Annotated in this window: 11 protein-coding genes; 5 read left to right on the top strand and 6 right to left on the bottom strand. The window is 60.8% G+C overall.

Annotated features, from left to right (window positions below; genetic code table 11):
* Complete coding sequence (gene acnA / locus NA619_RS09910; protein ID WP_255961682.1) at positions 1-2,679, bottom strand: aconitate hydratase AcnA; 2,679 nt, start codon at positions 2,677-2,679, stop codon at positions 1-3.
* A gap of 290 nt (positions 2,680-2,969) precedes the next feature.
* Here acnA and rlmM point away from each other — a divergent pair, with 290 nt between their 5' ends.
* Both rlmM and tusA read left to right on the top strand, forming a co-directional pair.
* Positions 2,970-4,019: a 23S rRNA (cytidine(2498)-2'-O)-methyltransferase RlmM gene (gene rlmM / locus NA619_RS09905; protein ID WP_255961681.1), complete on the top strand. Its 1,050-nt coding sequence runs from the start codon at positions 2,970-2,972 to the stop codon at positions 4,017-4,019.
* A 64-nt stretch (positions 4,020-4,083) separates the two neighbouring features.
* On the top strand, positions 4,084-4,335 hold the full coding sequence (tusA, locus tag NA619_RS09900; protein WP_255961680.1) for a sulfurtransferase TusA: 252 nt from the start codon (positions 4,084-4,086) through the stop codon (positions 4,333-4,335).
* 18 nt (positions 4,336-4,353) lie between these two features.
* Here tusA and NA619_RS09895 read toward each other — a convergent pair whose 3' ends face one another.
* From NA619_RS09895 to coxB, 3 genes are read right to left on the bottom strand one after another with little or no spacing between them, the layout of a single operon-like run.
* Positions 4,354-4,713 carry a hypothetical protein gene (locus NA619_RS09895; protein ID WP_255961679.1) on the bottom strand — a complete coding sequence of 120 codons (360 nt, stop codon included), beginning with the start codon at positions 4,711-4,713 and terminating at the stop codon, positions 4,354-4,356.
* Positions 4,713-7,244 carry a cytochrome c oxidase subunit I gene (ctaD, locus tag NA619_RS09890; protein WP_255961678.1) on the bottom strand — a complete coding sequence of 844 codons (2,532 nt, stop codon included), beginning with the start codon at positions 7,242-7,244 and terminating at the stop codon, positions 4,713-4,715. The genes NA619_RS09895 and ctaD overlap by 1 nt, the downstream gene beginning before the upstream one ends.
* Positions 7,241-8,134 carry a cytochrome c oxidase subunit II gene (gene coxB / locus NA619_RS09885; protein ID WP_255961677.1) on the bottom strand — a complete coding sequence of 298 codons (894 nt, stop codon included), beginning with the start codon at positions 8,132-8,134 and terminating at the stop codon, positions 7,241-7,243. The genes ctaD and coxB overlap by 4 nt, the downstream gene beginning before the upstream one ends.
* A gap of 144 nt (positions 8,135-8,278) precedes the next feature.
* Between coxB and NA619_RS09880 the strand changes: the two genes are divergently transcribed.
* Positions 8,279-8,743: a DUF2231 domain-containing protein gene (locus NA619_RS09880; protein WP_255961676.1), complete on the top strand. Its 465-nt coding sequence runs from the start codon at positions 8,279-8,281 to the stop codon at positions 8,741-8,743.
* A 74-nt stretch (positions 8,744-8,817) separates the two neighbouring features.
* Here NA619_RS09880 and NA619_RS09875 read toward each other — a convergent pair whose 3' ends face one another.
* Both NA619_RS09875 and NA619_RS09870 read right to left on the bottom strand, forming a co-directional pair.
* A complete protein-coding gene (locus NA619_RS09875; protein WP_255961675.1) occupies positions 8,818-9,231 on the bottom strand; it encodes a CopD family protein in 414 nt (137 codons plus the stop codon).
* Positions 9,232-9,363: 132 nt separating this feature from the next.
* Positions 9,364-10,206: an ion transporter gene (locus NA619_RS09870; protein ID WP_255961674.1), complete on the bottom strand. Its 843-nt coding sequence runs from the start codon at positions 10,204-10,206 to the stop codon at positions 9,364-9,366.
* A 232-nt stretch (positions 10,207-10,438) separates the two neighbouring features.
* Between NA619_RS09870 and moaA the strand changes: the two genes are divergently transcribed.
* Together moaA and smc are read left to right on the top strand one after the other, a co-directional pair.
* The gene (gene moaA / locus NA619_RS09865) at positions 10,439-11,434 is read left to right on the top strand and encodes a GTP 3',8-cyclase MoaA (protein WP_255961673.1); all 996 of its coding nucleotides are present in this window, start codon (positions 10,439-10,441) and stop codon (positions 11,432-11,434) included.
* 412 nt (positions 11,435-11,846) lie between these two features.
* Positions 11,847-15,335 carry a chromosome segregation protein SMC gene (gene smc, locus NA619_RS09860; protein ID WP_255961672.1) on the top strand — a complete coding sequence of 1,163 codons (3,489 nt, stop codon included), beginning with the start codon at positions 11,847-11,849 and terminating at the stop codon, positions 15,333-15,335.
* The last annotated feature ends 119 nt before the right edge of the window (positions 15,336-15,454 follow it).

Genomic DNA, 15,454 nt, shown 5'->3' with positions numbered 1-15,454 from the left:
TCAGTTTTCGTCGATCAGCTGCCTGAGTACGAAATACAGAATGCCGCCGGCTTTGAAGTACTGAACTTCATTGAGCGTATCGATGCGGCAAAGTACCTGGAAGGCGTCTTGTGATCCGTCGGCGCGCTCGACGTCTACAGTCAGCAGCTGGCGCGGCTTGATGTCGGCCCCCAGCCCGCGAATCGACAGCTTCTCGTTGCCAGTCAGGCCGAGTGAATGGCGGGTTTGATCACCCACGAACTGCAGCGCCAGGACACCCATGCCGATCAGATTCGATCGGTGAATCCGCTCGAAGCTCTCTGCGATTACCGCCTTCACGCCAAGCAGATTAGTGCCCTTGGCCGCCCAGTCCCTGCTGGACCCCGTCCCGTATTCCTTGCCTGCTATAACAACCAGCGGCACGCCCTCAGCCTGGTAGCGCATCGCCGCGTCATAGATCGACAAGCGTTCGCCGCTTGGCTGGTACAAGGTGTTACCGCCTTCCTCGCCTCCAAGCATCTCGTTCTTGATGCGGATATTGGCGAAGGTGCCGCGCATCATCACTTCATGGTTGCCGCGCCGGGAGCCGTAGGAGTTGAAGTCCTCGGGTTGCACGCCCAGCTGCTGCAGATAGGTGCCGGCGGGGGAGCTGGCCTTTATGTTGCCGGCAGGGGAGATGTGGTCGGTGGTGATCGAGTCACCGAACAGCGCCAGGATTCTCGCGCTCTCGACATCCTTCGGCGGCGTCAGTGGTTGCCCGATGTCCTCGAAGAACGGCGGGTTTTGTACATAGCTGGAGTTATTGTTCCAGGTATAGGTGTCGCCCGCGGTGAAGGAGATCGACCGCCAGTGCTCGTCGCCACTGAAGACATCGGCATAGCGGGTGCGGAACATCTGCCCGTCGATCTTGCTGACGGCTTCGTTCACTTCGGCGCTGGTCGGCCAGATGTCCCGCAGGTAGACGGGCTGATTCTGCTCGTCATAGCCAAGTGGCTCGCTGTTCATGTCGATCCGCGTTGTGCCAGCCAGCGCGAACGCGACCACCAGAGGCGGCGAAGCCAGCCAGTTGGCCTTGACCAACGGGTGCACTCGACCCTCGAAGTTGCGATTGCCCGAGAGCACGGAGGACACCACCAAGTCGTTATCGGTAATCGCTTGCCCGATCGCGTCCGGCAGCGGGCCGGAGTTTCCGATGCAGGTGGTGCAGCCATAGCCGACCAGGTTGAAGCCGAGCTGATCGAGGTAGGTGGTGAGGCCGGCCCGTTCCAGGTAATCGGTGACGACTTTAGAGCCAGGGGCCAGCGAGGATTTCACCCATGGCGCACGCTTCAGGCCACGCTCGAGCGCTTTCTTGGCGACGAGCCCAGCCGCCATCAGCACGTTCGGGTTGGAGGTGTTGGTGCAGGAGGTAATGGCTGCGATCACTACGGCGCCGTGCTTGAGCGAGAAGTCTTCGCCGGCAACTGGCACTGAGGTATCGACCTGCTGAATCTTGCCACTGGTTTCCAGGAGCAGGTCGAAGCTAGCGCCGATGTCTTCGAGCGAAACACGGTCCTGCGGGCGTTTAGGGCCGGCGAGCGAAGGTCTGACCTCGGCCAGGTCCAATTCCAGAGTCGCGGTGAACACCGGGTCCGGGGAATCGGTGTCGCGCCACATGCCCTGCGCCTTGCTATACGCCTCGACCAGCGCGATACGGTCCTCATCGCGGCCAGTCAGACGCAGATAGTCGATGGTGATCTGGTCCACCGGGAAGAAGCCGCAGGTGGCACCGTATTCCGGGGCCATGTTACCGATGGTGGCGCGGTCGGCGAGTGGCAAGTGATCCAGGCCCGGACCGAAGAACTCGACGAACTTGCCCACCACACCGTGCTTGCGCAGGATTTGCGTAACGGTGAGCACCAAGTCGGTCGCCGTCACGCCCTCATTGAGCTTGCCAGTCAGGCGCATGCCAATGACTTCGGGAATCAGCATCGAAACCGGCTGCCCCAGCATCGCCGCTTCGGCTTCAATTCCGCCGACACCCCAACCCAGCACACCGAGCCCGTTGATCATGGTGGTGTGGGAGTCGGTGCCGACCAAGGTGTCTGGATAGGCGATGGTTTCGCCGTTTTCTTCCTTGGTCCAGACCACCTGACCGAGATACTCCAAGTTGACCTGGTGGCAGATGCCAGTGCCTGGCGGCACGACGCGGAAATTGTCGAAGGCTTGCTGCCCCCAGCGAAGGAATTCATATCGCTCGCCGTTGCGCTGCATCTCGATGTCGACGTTCTGCTCGAACGCCTTGTCGGTTCCAAACCGGTCGACCATCACCGAGTGGTCGATCACCAGATCGACGGGCGACAGCGGATTGATGCGCTGGGGGTCGGCGCCGGCACGAGATACCGCGTCGCGCATCGCAGTGAGGTCGACAACGGCAGGCACGCCGGTGAAGTCCTGCATCAGGACGCGAGCGGGGCGATACTGGATCTCGCGTTCGGACGTGTGCGTCTTCAGCCAGACCGCCAGCGAGTTGAAATCATCGGCTCGCACCGTGATGTCATCCTCCCAGCGAAGCAGATTCTCCAGCAGTACCTTGAGTGAAGTGGGCAGACGGCTGATGTCGCCCAGCTGCTTGGCTGCCTCCGGGAGGCTGTAGTAATGGTAGGTCTTGCCGTTGACGTCGAGGCTTCGACGGCAATTGAGGCTATCCAGCGATGGCATTCGTCTCTCCTTGTGCCCGCACGGCCGGGCTGACTGATGTAGGGAGCGTTCTCGTTTGAAACTAGTCTCTGGCGAAGCGTTTCGCCATGACGCGCCGCCTGCTCGGGCGACAGTGGGGAATCGTTGCGCCAGGTGTGCCGGCGTCTGTTGCGCTGCTTTAGAGAGGGGCACGATTTCCAGCAACTGTTTCACTGGACCGGAGCAGCAAGCCTGGGGTTCCCCAGTCCGCTATCATGCGCGCCTTTGGTCGCATGGCATGGCGCCGGCGCGCTGGCCACTCAGGATTTCTCATGAATACATTGCTGCTGCATTGCCGTCCCGGGTTCGAGAACGAGGCGTGCGCCGAGATCAGCGATCACGCGGCTCGGGTCGAGGCGACCGGCTATGCTCGGGCAAAGCCGAACAGCGCTTACGCCGAATTCGTCTGTAGCGAGGCTGACGGCGCGCAACGGCTGATGCGCGGCGTGCGCTTTTCCCGGTTGATTTTTCCGCGACAGTGGGCGCAGGGCCAGTGGATTGACCTGCCGGAAACCGACCGCATCGGTGTGCTGATGGAGCAGCTCAAGGGCTATCCAGTGTTTGGCAGCGTCTGGCTGGAGGTCTTCGACACCAACGACGGTAAGGAGCTTTCCAATTTCTGTCGCAAGTTCGAAGCGCCGTTGCGCAAAGCACTGGAGAAGGGCGGTCGCCTGAAGGACGGGGGCAACGGCCCGCGCCTTTTATTGACGTTCAAGAGTGGCCGCGAAGTCTTCCTTGGCGTTGCCGATGTAGACAACAGCGCAATGTGGGCCGGCGGCATTCCGCGTTTGAAGTTTCCTCGTCAGGCGCCGAGTCGCTCGACGCTGAAGCTTGAGGAAGCCTGGCACCATTTCATTCCGCGCGACCAATGGGATCAGCGGCTGGCGCCGGGCATGACAGCAGTCGATCTTGGTGCCTCTCCGGGCGGCTGGACCTGGCAGCTGGTCAACCGGGAGATCGAGGTAATGGCGGTGGACAACGGTCCGATGAACGAGGAGTTGCTCGAGTCCGGGCTGGTCGGTCATTACCGCGCCGATGGCTTTGCCTTCAGGCCGAAGCGTGCAGTCGACTGGATGGTCTGTGACATCGTGGAAAAGCCAGCCAGGAACGCCGCGCTGCTGGAAACCTGGATCGGTGAAGGCTTGTGCAGGGAGGCGGTAGTCAATCTCAAGCTGCCAATGAAACAGCGCTACGCCGAAGTCAAACGCCTGCTGGAACGCATTGCCGACGGGCTTGCCGAACGAGGGGTGAAAGCGAGCATTGGCTGCAAGCAGCTGTACCACGACCGTGAAGAAGTGACCTGTCATCTGCGACGCCTGTGAGGGTCTACGGATGACCACTGCAATACTTTGGGCGACAATCTCACCCTGTTTTTAGGAGCCCGTGATGCCTCAATCTGCTGAACTATCTGCCGACGCGGTGCTGGACGCCACCGGCCTGAATTGCCCCGAACCGGTAATGATGCTGCACAACAAGGTGCGCGGCCTTGGGGGCGGGGAGCTGCTCAAGGTGATCGCGACCGATCCGTCCACGCAGCGCGATATCCCTAAGTTTTGCGTCTTTCTCGGCCACGAACTCGTCGGCCAGCAGGCCGAAGACGGTACTTACCTCTACTGGATTCGCAAGAAAGTCGATTAGTCGCGTCGCCATCTGGGCTCATACGCACGGCGGAAGAAACGCCAGCTGCAAGCCTACGAACACCGTCGACAGAGCTGCAATAAAGTGGATGCCTGACGCCACCTTTGTGACGAACACCTGCCGCTCGTTGAGCTCATGCGGCGGTCGGGACAGCTTCCACGAACGCCGTCCAAGCCACAGCAACAGCACCACCACCAGCAGTGTCGCCACGCCAAAACTGGCGTTCAGCCAATTGAGAACGCCGCTATTCGGATCGGGTGGCGCGATCGAGCAGACCACCGCGTGAGACCCATACATCGCGGCGAACCACAAACTCCAGATAGTCAGCCCGAACGGAATCTGAACCGGATGGAAGGCGGATGTGCGGTTGTATTTCATCAGGCGCCTCCCCAGGCCGATGGAAATAGAATGATTGCCGCATAGGCGCTCCAGATCACACCCAGGTTGTAATACCAGAGCTGCTCGACCACCACAGGCTCGTAGGGCGCGAGCTCGCCGACGTAACCGTAATGCACGCGCATGGCCTGCAAGATTGTGCAGATTGTCGCCAGGGCGCAATGAATCAGGCTGTATGCCAGGATCACGAAGATCACCGCGTCATGGGCTGTCGCGGTTATCTGCAGGCCGGCGCTGAGCAGCACCCACAGCAGCATTCCGAACTGTACGGTGCCAATCACAGACACGATTGACAGATTCACCAGCAGTCGGCTGCTATCACCGCGGCGCAGCTTGGCCGGAATGATCCGCATCCATAGCGTTCCCAGAGTCAGCAGAATGGCGCTGGCGAGCATCAGCCAACCGTTCAGATTCGAGTGCTTAGGCACCACCCATTCCGGCGAAACGGTCCACAGATAGAACCAGCCGAACAGCAACGACAGGTACATGGTGCCGTCCGCCAGCAAGGTGACGCCCATGCCCCAAAGGCCTGGCCCGTCGAATGTGCGCGAATGCAGGGGAGGTTCGTCCGGCTGGGTGTGCGCATCTGGCGCCGCGGCCGGGTGCGCACCGTTTTCCCAAGACCAGCGGAACAGCACAATCACCGTCGCGACCGTTGCCACGAGCGCCAGCATGTACACCTTGTTCAGCAGGCTCAGGCATAGCACGCCGAGGAACACCGAGGCGATGAAGGGCAGCCAGCTGTTGCCGGGCAGGTGGATGATCTCGCGAACTTCGCCGGTCAGCGCGTCGGAGCCCCAGGTTTCGCGACGGCCATGGTCGATGGTCTTCAGCGCATGTTCTGCACGCGCGATGCTGTGCGGCAGATCGGGGTCCTTCCAGAGCGGATGGCGGTCGGTCACGTCAGGCAGGCTGACGAAGTTGTAAGGGCTCGGCGGCAGGCTGGTTGCCCACTCCAAGGTGTCAGCATTCCACGGATTGGTTTTCGCAGGCTGACCAAAACGGAAGTGCAGCACGATGTCCAGCAGGATGGTGCCGATACCGATGGCCATGATGAAGCTGCCTATCGACGAAATCAGATTCGGCAGATCCCAGCCCAGGCCCGTGTCGTAGGTGTAGACGCGACGGGGCATGCCCATCAGTCCGGTCCAGTGCATGATCAGGAAGGTGGTGTTGAAGCCGATGAACACCAGCCAGAAGCCCCAGCGGCCCAGGCGCACCGAGGGCATGCGGCCGGAGAAGTGCGGCAGCCAGTAATACAGGCCGGCCATCAGCGGGAAAAACATCCCACCGACCAGTACGTAATGCATGTGGGCGACGACAAAATGGGTGTCGTGCACCTGCCAGTCGAATGGAACAAGCGCCACCATCACGCCGGTCAAGCCGCCGCAGACAAAGACGATCAGGAAGCCCACCAGCCACAGCATCGGGACGTGATAGACCGGCTTGCCCAGCCAGAGCGTGGCGATCCAGGCGAATATCTGCACCCCGGTCGGGATTGCCACCAGCATGCTCGCCGCCGAAAAGAAGCCCAGCGCCAGAGCCGGGATACCGACGGTGAACATGTGGTGAACCCACAGCCCGAAACTCAGAAAGCCCGTGGTCAGCACGCCGAGTACTACCCAGCGATAACCCACCAGCGGGCGCTGGCAGAACACCGGTAGCAGCGTCGACACGATGCCTGCGCCCGGCAGAAAAATGATGTACACCTCGGGGTGGCCGAAGAGCCAGAAAAGGTGCTGCCAGAGCACCGGATCGCCACCCTTGGCTACGTCGAAGAATGGCAGGCCGGCGGCACGCTCGAGCTCCAGCAGGATGCTGCCGAGGATCAGCGGCGGGAAGCCGAAGACGATCATTAGCGCCATAACCAGGATGTACCAGGCGTACAGCGGCATCTTGTGCAGCGCCATGCCGTTGGTACGCGTGCGCAGGATCGACACCACCAGCTCGACGCCTGCACTCACCGCGGAAATCTCGACGAAGGTGATGCCCAGCAGCCAGAAGTCCGAGTTCACGCCCGGCATGTGCGAGGAGCTGGAGAGCGGCGTGTACATGAACCAGCCGGCCTTGGGCGCAACCCCGAGGAACACGCTGGAGAGCAGGATGATCCCGCCAAACAGGTAGCAAAAGTAACCAAGCGATGACAGTCGCGGGAAGATCAGGTCGCGTGCGCCGATCATCTTGGGAATCAGGTAAACCGCGAGGCCTTCCATCATCGGTACGGCAAACAGGAACATCATCACCGAGCCGTGCATGGTGAAGACCTGGTTGTAGACCTCCGGCTCCATCAGCACATAGCCGGGCAGGGCGAGCTGGGTGCGGATCAGCATCGCCATCAGGCCGCCGATCAGAAAAAAGACCGCTCCCGTGACCAGGAAACGCAGACCGATGGTGGTGTGGTTGACGACGGTAAGTGCACGCCAGCCGGGCGGGTTGCCCCATACCTTGTTGAACTGATCGTTCAGCTGGTCGGGGTCCGTGCAGGGCGCGCTGCTTTCATCAAAAGAACTCATGGAGCAAGCGTCTCCAGCCAATCGGCAATCTGGTCAAGGGTTTCAGGGGGAACGTCGTCGTGGGTGGGCATGGCATTGCCGAACTTGAGTGTTTTGTGCTCGCGCAGCCAGCGACGCAGACCTTCGCTGTCGTTGTCGATCACGCCTGCTCCCAGGCTTGGCCGCGTGGCCAGATCAGTCAGGTCGGGCGCACGATTGCCTTCGCTGATGCCCGAAACGCGGTGACACTGGCCGCAGCGTTCATCAAAGACCTGGCCTGCCTCGCCCGGCGCGCGTTGCTCATGCGTGAGATTTTCCCGGGCGGCGATCCAGGCGGAGAACTGCTCCGCCGGTTGGGCTTCGACATGAAGCTTCATATGGGTGTGCTGAAGCCCGCAGAATTCGGAACACTGGCCGTGGAATATCCCGGCGTGCCCGGCTTCGATGCGGATGACGTTGGTACGCCCGGGCACCATGTCCATCTTGCCGCCTAGCCGAGGGATCCAGAATGAATGGATCACGTCGGCGCTGGTGACGTGCACGTCAACCAACCGCCCGGCCGGAATGATCAGCTGGTTGGCGGTGGTGACACCGCTGTCCGGGTAATGCACCTCCCACCACCACTGATGCCCGGTGACTTCGACCTTCAGCGGCTGCTCGCCGTCGACGGGCAGCGGCATCATGCTGCGACCAGTGGGAATCCCAAATATCAGCAGAACGATGATGCTTACGCTCGGCAGCACGATGCCGCCGCCGATGACCCAGCGCCGATTGATCGCCAGCGCCTCTATCTCGCTGGTGTCGCGCGGCTTGCGCGCCAGCGCGTAGATCCAGATGGCGCTCACGACCACCAGTACCAGCGTGGCGAAGGCAAACATCCCCCACCAGACATTCGCGACCTGACGTGCCATGGGGCTCGCCGGGTTGAGTGCCGACAGCGGACCTTCACACGCACTCAATAAAGGAACTGCCAGCGCCAGCGTGGTCCATTTGAGAAGGTCGCCGGCTCGTTTGAACGGCTGCGCGGCCCTCTCTTTCTGTTGCTGGAGGGCCGGATGGCCAATTACCGAGATTCCATTCATAGCCGCGCGGCAATTGCCGGGCATCCCCTGCATCCGATGCTTATCCACTTTCCCGTCGCGGCGCTGACCGGTTTGCTGCCGGTGGATATTGCGCATATCTGGACGCTGGACGATTTCTGGTGGCGCGCCGGCCTCTGGCTGGCTGGTGTGGGTGCGCTGGGGGGCTGGGTTGCAAGCATCTTCGGCTTGATCGACTTGCTCACCGTGCGCGAGATCAGGCAGAAGATCACGGCCTGGTGCCACGCGATCCTGGCGGTCATGATGCTCTCGCTGGCATCGCTCAACTGGTTGCTGCGCTACCAGAACGAGGGCGAGAACGTTCACCTCTGGGCACTCTATCTCTCCGCCATCACAGCGGCACTGATTTCCCTGGCGGCCTATCTCGGCGGACGCCTGGTCTATGAGCATGCCGTTGGGGTCGATCTGGACAAGGTCTGACCTGCTTTCTGAGTACGGCTTGAATCGTTCGGTCATGGGCGCTTTCGCTTCTGTCGAGCGGTTTGAGTCATCGGTTAGAACGGCTTTGCCAGTACCAGCCATAGCGTTGCGGTGATGAAGGTCGCAGTCACCAGCCCGAGAAAGCGGCAGCGAATGCTCACGCTCAGTTCGGGCGAACGCTCGACTCGCAGCACCAGCACACCGCACAGGGCATGGCAAAGCACCATGCCCGCCACGGTACTGAGCTTGACGATCAGCCACCCCGCCATGATGCCGTCACGCAGGAACAAGGCAGTGCCTGAGCCAATCGCGATCAGCGCTGCCGGAGTTCCGATGAGGTTGAACACCATGCGCGTCAGGTGGGCATGGTCCTGATAGAAAAGCGGGTCAGTTCGCCGGGTGCCGGCGGCAATCAAGGCCGGCAGATAAAGCAAGGTGCCGCACCAACACAGCAGGCTCGCGAAGTGCAGCAGTTTGAGCAGGGGCATCCGCGTCTCCATCCAGCCCTTGGCAAGTCAGAGGTTGTGACAACCCTCTGCCGAGGCGGTTCGGATGGAGCAGTCAGTTGCCATGGTCGGCCGGTGGAGCGCACGTCAGACGGCGCTCTCGGCAGTGTGCAGTCAGCTCTCGGCGTTGCGTTCGTACAATTGACTGCCGCAGCGGCTACAGAAGGCTGCGTTGGGTTCGTGGCTCAATTTTTCACAACTCGGGCACTTGTGCTGCAAGCTGTCAGTGCGCATCGCGGTTGCAAGTTCCGCAGTAAAAATTCCGGTGGGGACGGCAATGATCGAATAGCCGGTGATCATCACCATGGTCGCGACGGCTTTGCCCAACGGGGTGTGCGGAACGATATCGCCGAAGCCGACGGTTGTGATGGTCACCACCGCCCAGTAGATGCTCATGGGGATGCTGGTAAATCCGTTCGCAGGGCCTTCGATCACATACATCAAGGTCCCGTAGATCAGCACCATGGTGGTGACGCTGAGCAGGAACACGATGATCTTCTGCTTGCTGCCGCGCAGAGCGACCAGCAGGAAGTTGGCCTGGCTAAGGTACTGGGTGAGTTTGAGCACGCGAAATACACGCAGCATCCGGATGGCGCGCACCACCAGCAGATATTCGGCATCCGGCAGCAACAGCGCGATGAATGCTGGAACGACCGAGAGCAGGTCGATCGCGCCGTAGAAACTGAAGACGTATTTGCGTGGCTCCGGGTGGCAGTAGATGCGCACCAGGTATTCGATCAGGAAAATGCCGGTGAACAGCCATTCCAGGCCGTCCAGCAACAGACCATAGCGCTCGCTGTAGCTCGCGACGCTGTCGAACATGACTACCACGAGGCTGGCAAAGATCACCACCAGCAGCCAGGTGTCGAAGCGCTTTCCTGCCGGGGTGTTGGTGAAGAAGATGATGACGTAGATGCGTTCGCGCCAGCTCATCGATTGGAGGGAATCGTTGTCCATGTACAGCTCCTGGCGAACTTTAGGGGCAAGTATCCCGAGTTCCATCGGCATGCGAAAGGCTCGCTACCGTAACGTGGCGTTGCATAGCGCCTCCGATGCAAACGAAAAACGACATTTGTAGTGGATTGACCGTTCGAGCTTGCTCCTGGTCAACCGTTGGGTCCGGAGTCTTTGCTACCGTGTGCGATGAGGCATAGTCTTAGCCTTGCGCATCAAGCCGTTGGAGAGCGAAATGTCAGATTCGAAGTTGGTCGATCCATTCGGCCGACGCATCACCTACCTGAGATTGTCGGTCACCGACCGCTGCGATTTTCGCTGCACCTATTGCATGAGCGAAGACATGGTGTTCGCACCGCGCGCACAGATCCTCACCCTTGAGGAGCTATATGCCGTGGCAGACGCGTTCATCTCCCTGGGTGTCAAACGCATCCGTGTAACCGGCGGCGAACCTCTGGTGCGCAAGGGGCTTACCGGGCTGCTGTCGCGCCTGGGCGCAAGGGGAGAGCTGGAGGATCTGGCCATTACCACCAACGGCTCCCAGCTGCCGGTACTTGCCACCGCATTGCGTGAGGCTGGCGTCAATCGGTTGAACATCAGCCTGGACTCGCTCAAGCGTGATCGGTTTGCCGAACTCACACGCCGCGACATGCTCCATCAGGTCGTCCAGGGAATCGACGCAGCTATCGATGCCGGCTTTAGTCGAATCAAGCTCAACAGCGTGATTCAGAAAGGCCGTAACGATGATGAAGTGCTGGACTTGGTGAATTTCGCCGTCGAGCGGGGTCTGGACATCAGCTTCATCGAGGAGATGCCGCTAGGCGCTGTCTCAAGCCACGAACGGGAAATCACTTTCTGCTCCAGCGATGAGGTACGCGAGCGCATCGAGGTGGGCCACCAGTTGGTGCGTAGCAGCCACACCACTGGCGGACCTTCACGGTACTGGCAGGTCGCGGGAACCGAAACCCAGGTCGGTTTCATCTCGCCGCACAGCAACAACTTCTGCGGCAGCTGCAACCGTGTGAGGGTTACGGCCGAGGGCAAGCTTGTGCTCTGCCTCGGGCACGAAGGCGCCCTGGATCTCAAGAGCCTCATGCGCCGCTATCCGGGTGACCGCGAACGACTGCGTCAGGCGCTGGTCGACGCGCTTCAACTCAAGCCCGAAAAGCACGACTTCCGTGCTGACGAGCAGGTGCAAGTGGTGCGTTTCATGAGCGTTACCGGGGGTTAGGCCGCCAGCTTCTGGCTGGATAAAAAAGCCAGTTAGAGCCTGGTGGATCAACAGTAGGTTGGGCTTCAGCCCATCAGCTGCACGAGACCCCAAATCACCCTGAACAGAGCTTTGCCTGTTTCACCCTTGCAGGGTTTCACTGCGCGCAGTTTCGCCTGCCGCGCATATTCATCGTCGCCATTGGCGGGCTGAAGCCCACGTTTACGTCTGAGGCGGAGGCGGCGTGGCCTAACGATACGTCCGTATCGACCCGCGATTGCTTCGAAACACTGCGCACCCATCCCCGCAATGACTGCAAGGCAGCGTGATAAACTCCGCCGTTTTCTCGCGCACTCACTCGATGCCAGGAATCCCGATGTCCACGGCGACTCTGCTTGTACATCTTCACGCCGACTGCCACGGATAGGCCCTCATGCGTCTGAAAAGCATCAAGCTCGCCGGGTTCAAATCATTCGTAGATCCAACCACCGTCAGCTTTCCAAGCAACATGGCGGCCGTGGTTGGTCCCAACGGGTGTGGCAAGTCCAACATCATCGACGCCGTCCGGTGGGTGATGGGAGAGAGCTCGGCGAAGAACCTGCGGGGTGAGTCGATGACCGACGTCATCTTCAACGGCTCCAATACCCGTAAGCCGGTCACCCAGGCGAGCATCGAGCTGATCTTCGACAACTCCGACGGCACGCTGACGGGCGAATACGCGGCATACGCCGAGATCTCGATTCGCCGTCGGGTTACCCGCGATGCGCAGAACACCTACTTCCTGAACGGCGTCAAATGCCGTCGTCGCGACATTACCGACATCTTTCTCGGCACCGGTCTGGGGCCGCGCAGCTACTCGATCATCGAGCAGGGGATGATCTCCAAGCTGATCGAAGCCAAGCCGGAAGATCTGCGCAATTTCATCGAAGAAGCTGCGGGAATCTCAAAGTACAAGGAGCGGCGCCGTGAGACGGAAAATCGTATCCGTCGCACCTACGAAAACCTCGCCCGTCTAACCGATTTGCGTGAAGAACTGGAGCGCCAACTCGAGCGCCTGCACCGCCAGGCTCAGTCGGCGGAGAAGTATCAGGAATACAAAACCGAGGAGCGGCAGCTCAAGGCGCAGCTCGCAGCGTTGCGCTGGCAGGCACTGAATGATCAGGTCGGCCTGCGAGAGCAGGTGATCGGCGATCAGGAGGTCGGTTTCGAGGCCCAGGTCGCCGAACAGCGCAATGCAGACGCCAGCATCGAGCGCCTGCGCGACGGCCATCACGAGCTGTCCGAGCGATTCAACCTCGTGCAGGGGCGATTCTATTCGGTCGGCGGCGATATCGCCCGGGTCGAGCAGAGCATTCAGCACGGGCAGCAGCGCTTGCGCCAATTGCAGGATGATCTGCGTGAAGCCGAGCGGGCCCGGTTGGAAACCGAGTCCCACCTCGGGCACGACCGCACCATTCTCGCCACGCTGGGCGAAGAGCTGGCGATGCTTGAGCCCGAGCAGGAACTCGCTGCCGCGGCAGCCGAGGAAACCGCCGCCCAACTCGAAGAAGCCGAAGCTGCCATGCAGCAATGGCAGGAGCACTGGGAACGTTTCAACCAGCAAAGTGCCGAGCCGCGACGTGCGGCCGAAGTGCAGCAATCGCGCATCCAGCAGCTTGAACAAAGTCTCGAGCGCCTGGCCGAGCGTCAACGACGGCTGGAGGAGGAAAGCGCCACCCTGGCTGGTGATCCGGAAGACGCCGTGGTAGCCGAGATGAGCGAGCAGCTCACAGTCGGAGACCTTAGTCTCGAAGAGCTGGCGGCCGAGCAGGAACAGACCGATGAGCAGCTTGAACGGCTGCGTGACGAGTTGCAGCAGGCGAGCCGTGCGGAGCAGCAGGCACTGGGTGAGCTACAGCGTTTGAATGGCCGTATCGCTTCGTTGGAAGCGTTGCAGCAGGCGGCCATGGACCCCGGCAAGGGCGTTTCCGAATGGCTGGAGGAACAAGGGCTGGACGAGCGGCCCCGTCTCGCCGAAGGACTGCGTGTCGAGCCGGGGTGGGAGCTGGCGGTCGAAACCGTATTGGGCGCGGATCTGCAGGCGGTCATGCTGGATCGGTTCGATGACCTGAACCTGAGTGGTTTTGAGCAAGGCGATCTTCGTCTCGTCAGCCCCGCTCCAGGGGCCGTTGCGTTGAACGGAAGCCTGCTGGACAAAGTTGACTCCAACACCGATCTTTCGCCATGGCTGGGCCGGATCCGACCCGTGGAAGACCTTGGTCAGGCACTTGAGGCACGAAGCTCGCTGCTTGACGGAGAAAGCTTGATAAGCCGTGACGGCTACTGGCTTGGCCGGCATTTCCTGCGGATTCGTCGGGCCGTGGAGGCCGAGTCGGGGTTACTCGCCCGCGGTCAGGAACTGGAGCGTCTGCTGGCTGAACGTGCCGAGCGAGAGGCTGACGTCGAGCAGTTCGGTGAGCGGCTCGGTCAGCTGCGCGAGACGCAACGCGATCTCGAGGATCAACGCGAGCATCAGCGTCGTCGTCATCAGGACCTTTCGCGCCAGCAGGGCGAGTTGAATGCGCGTCTGTCCGCAAGCCAGGCGAAACTCGAACAGCTAAGTCTGCGTCGACGCCGTCTGGATGCAGAACTCTCCGAGCTTTCCGAACAGCGCGCGCTGGAAACCGAACAGCTGGGCGAGGCGCGCCTGCATCTGCAGGACGCGCTGGATGCCATGGCGCTTGATACAGAGCAGCGCGAAACATTGCTGGGAAGCCGCGACGGTATTCGCGAGCAGCTTGACCGGGTCCGCCAGGAAGCGCGTCAGCAAAAGGATCACGCCCATCAACTGGCGGTACGCATTGGCTCACTTAAAGCTCAGCACGATTCGATCCGTCAGGCGCTAGAGCGTCTGGAGCTGCAATTCGAGCGTGCCGTTGAACGCCGCGAACAGTTGACCCTTAATCTGGAGGAGGGCGAAGCGCCGCTCGAAGAGCTGCGCATGAAGCTTGAGGAACTGCTGGAGCGGCGCATGAGCGTCGAGGACGAGCTCAAGCTGGCCCGTCTGGCCATGGAGGATGCTGATCGCGAATTGCGTGATGCTGAAAAGCGCCGCACCCAGGCCGAGCAGCAGGCGCAACTGCTGCGCGGCCAATTGGAACAGCAGCGCATGGAATGGCAGGCGCTGAGCGTTCGGCGCAAGGCGTTGCAGGACCAGTTGCACGAGGATGGCTTCGATCTGCATGGCGTGCTCGCGACATTGCCGGGCGAAGCGGGTGAGTCGGAATGGGAAGCGGAGCTGGAACGTCTGGCTGCGCGGATTCAGCGCCTCGGCCCGATCAACCTCGCGGCCATCGATGAATACCAGCAGCAATCGGAGCGCAAACGCTACCTTGATGCCCAGAACGACGATCTCGCCGAGGCGCTGGATACGCTGGAAAACGTCATTCGCAAGATTGACAAAGAAACGCGTAATCGCTTCAAAGAGACCTTTGACCAGATCAATGGAGGCCTGCAGGCGCTTTTTCCCAAGGTTTTCGGTGGCGGTAACGCTTATCTGGAACTTACCGGAGAAGATTTACTCGATACCGGGGTGGCGATCATGGCGCGTCCGCCGGGTAAGAAAAACAGCACCATTCATCTCCTGTCCGGCGGTGAAAAGGCGCTGACTGCTTTGGCGCTCGTGTTTGCGATTTTCCAGCTCAATCCGGCGCCGTTCTGCATGCTTGATGAAGTGGATGCCCCTCTGGACGATGCCAACGTCGGACGCTACGCGCGCCTGGTCAAGGAAATGTCGGAAAAGGTGCAGTTCATCTACATCACGCATAACAAGATCGCGATGGAAATGGCCGACCAGCTGATGGGCGTGACCATGCACGAGCCGGGCTGCTCAAGGTTGGTGACGGTCGATGTGGAACAGGCGGTGGCGCTGGTGGAAGCTTGAGTGGCGCCTGTTTCAGGCAACGACCAAGGTGGGCGGAGATCAATAAAAGAGCCACGTCAGGCGGTGCACATCGACCGTTCGTCGTGCTAGTTTAGGGCGCAATTTTTACGATGCGCAGA

This window comes from Stutzerimonas stutzeri, assembly GCF_024448895.1.
Taxonomy (GTDB): domain Bacteria; phylum Pseudomonadota; class Gammaproteobacteria; order Pseudomonadales; family Pseudomonadaceae; genus Stutzerimonas; species Stutzerimonas stutzeri_Q.
Note: the sequence above shows the minus strand (reverse complement) of the source record. Positions and strands in the feature narration are given on the sequence as shown.

Excerpts from the sequence above, each read along its gene's own strand:
- acnA (WP_255961682.1), bottom strand. The coding sequence starts at position 2,679 with ATGCCATCGCTGGATAGCCTCAATTGCCGTCGAAGCCTCGACGTCAAC.
- rlmM (WP_255961681.1), top strand. The coding sequence starts at position 2,970 with ATGAATACATTGCTGCTGCATTGCCGTCCCGGGTTCGAGAACGAGGCG.
- tusA (WP_255961680.1), top strand. The coding sequence starts at position 4,084 with ATGCCTCAATCTGCTGAACTATCTGCCGACGCGGTGCTGGACGCCACC.
- NA619_RS09895 (WP_255961679.1), bottom strand. The coding sequence starts at position 4,713 with ATGAAATACAACCGCACATCCGCCTTCCATCCGGTTCAGATTCCGTTC.
- ctaD (WP_255961678.1), bottom strand. The coding sequence starts at position 7,244 with ATGAGTTCTTTTGATGAAAGCAGCGCGCCCTGCACGGACCCCGACCAG.
- coxB (WP_255961677.1), bottom strand. The coding sequence starts at position 8,134 with ATGGCACGTCAGGTCGCGAATGTCTGGTGGGGGATGTTTGCCTTCGCC.
- NA619_RS09880 (WP_255961676.1), top strand. The coding sequence starts at position 8,279 with ATGGCCAATTACCGAGATTCCATTCATAGCCGCGCGGCAATTGCCGGG.
- NA619_RS09875 (WP_255961675.1), bottom strand. The coding sequence starts at position 9,231 with ATGCCCCTGCTCAAACTGCTGCACTTCGCGAGCCTGCTGTGTTGGTGC.
- NA619_RS09870 (WP_255961674.1), bottom strand. The coding sequence starts at position 10,206 with ATGGACAACGATTCCCTCCAATCGATGAGCTGGCGCGAACGCATCTAC.
- moaA (WP_255961673.1), top strand. The coding sequence starts at position 10,439 with ATGTCAGATTCGAAGTTGGTCGATCCATTCGGCCGACGCATCACCTAC.
- smc (WP_255961672.1), top strand. The coding sequence starts at position 11,847 with ATGCGTCTGAAAAGCATCAAGCTCGCCGGGTTCAAATCATTCGTAGAT.